This is a genomic window from Acidithiobacillus sp. TH-A36, from assembly GCF_057473445.1.
On sequence record NZ_JBYCKP010000595.1, the window covers coordinates 1 to 1908 of the forward strand.

Below are 1908 nucleotides of genomic sequence, written 5' to 3' on the forward strand. Positions count from 1 at the left end.
CGGTTGGCGCTGAAATGCGGAATATCCGCGCTGCCTTGCCAAATCGTCAGGCTGTTCTGGTTGTTCAGGGTGGATTCGCTCTCGTCCTGGTTCAGCAGTGGGTGGTTGGCCACAAAAGCCAGCAAGGCACGTTCTGGTACCCGATTGATTTTCAGTTTAACTCTGGAAATATTGATACTGGAAAAACCTACGGCGGGGGGCAGTGATGCCGGGATAATGAAGCGCCCGGTATCGGTGATGATGCTGGGAGAACGGTTGGGCAGGGTCAATGTGACTGTTTGTGCCTTGGCCAGAACAGCGCCGGCAATGGCGGGCAGACCCGCACGGATATGCATCTGGGTACTGCTGCCAGCGGGCAGGCCGCTGATGCAGATGCCGCCATTTTCGCGAACCACGGCGACATGCGCCTGGGCAGGCGAAAAAGTCACCCAGTTGCTGGCATGAAAATCCGGGGCCTCGGAGAGTGGTGCCGTAAACTGGACGCAGGTACGGGTGGGGAACTGGTTGGTATCGGGTGTAACTTTCTGAATCTTGAAACCGTAGTGCATTACGGTTTTTTTCAGGTCGCCAGCCACTTGCGCATTGCCGGGATAAGCGCGATACATGGCCTCGAGCAGATGGATTTCACCGAGATGATCGTCCTCTGCAGCCAGTGCTTTCTGCAGAAGCTGCAAAGTCGGAAGCAGGAGAGTGACATGCGGTTTCTGGCTGTAGATATTACGATCATAAGCCAGATAGGCAGCATATTTAGTCTCTTTTGCAGAGCTCCGATCCCGCTTTTGCAGGGCATTGGCCAGATGCCACCAGATTCGCGGGTCGGAACTGTCTCCGAGGGCAATACGTTTTTGGTAGTCGGTGACGGCTGCAGACCAGTCTTCTGCCGAATAGGCCTGATTGGCCCTGCTGAGCGCGTCGTTGCGCTGTTTTTGTTTCCAGCTTTCATATTGCTTCTGCAGGGTTGCAGCCTGAACCGTATTTCCGGATTGCAGGGCATTATGAATGGCTATTTCCTTATCCTGACAATTTTTGCGAAAACTCTGGCCCAGAGCCGAATACTCCAGTGTGCTGGCATAGTTTTCTGCGTCATTTCCCAGACCGGGCAGAACATGGGACAAATGGATGACCGGGACGGTAGTAGTGCTTGGTGCGGGGCTGGTCGATGCAGCAGTAATCGAGGTGCCCAAAGCCCCGGAGTGATCTGGAGCTGCGGATGGGGATGATCTCCCGGTGTCATTTGTGGATTTGGATAAGTGGCTGTTATTGGTCTTGGCCGAATGGGCTGTTGTGCCTTGTCTGGTGCTGAAAGACCATGCCGCAAATGCGATGAGTGCCAGCAGTAATGTGATGACTATCCATAGGGTTCGGGAACTGATTTTATGTTGCGTCATATATTTTCTCTGTATAATCGGCCTGATAGATCATTGGTATGTGTAACTAACTGCCAGAAAAAGACAAAATTAGCGGTTATTGATAATTTCGAATAATAGTTTAAACGTGTTCGGATAACAATGTGGAAAGGATAGATAATTTCAGAAAAAGTAATGCGTGATATACTGTTTGCAGTAGATTTTCGTTTCGGCCTGTTTAATTGTTGCGATGTCGTTGTTTTGTTTATTACTGTTCCCGTTAAATAATAGGAGTGTTCATGTTTGCCCTTAAAGTTTTATTCGCCGATGAAAATGCCGCCAGGGAAGCCATTTCCAGTATTCGCGAGGCCGGGATGGAAAAGCATGCGGATCATCCTGATTACTATGCAGCGCTGCAAAAACTGCTGCAGCAGCCTTTACGGTGCAGCCCCGCTGTTTTTGCCGAGAAGGATGTCATCTCCTGTGAATTTTATGGTTTTGACGAGAAAGAATCGGCGATGGTGGAAGCGGCTTTTCTGGATGTAGGGGCGCTGGAGGTGGT

The 1908-nt window shown here is 50.8% G+C and carries 2 protein-coding genes; one reads left to right on the forward strand and one right to left on the reverse strand.

The genetic code is table 11. The annotated features are described in order from the left end of the window. Nucleotides 1-1388: tetratricopeptide repeat protein (locus AC2VLY_RS14980; protein WP_486891743.1), on the reverse strand; the 1388-nt coding region annotated here is incomplete at its 3' end. A gap of 257 nt (nt 1389-1645) precedes the next feature. On the opposite strand from AC2VLY_RS14980, the gene AC2VLY_RS14985 reads away from it, so the two are divergent. Further along, nucleotides 1646-1908, forward strand: a 263-nt coding sequence (locus AC2VLY_RS14985) for a hypothetical protein (RefSeq protein WP_486922549.1), incomplete at its 3' end; no start/stop codon positions are given.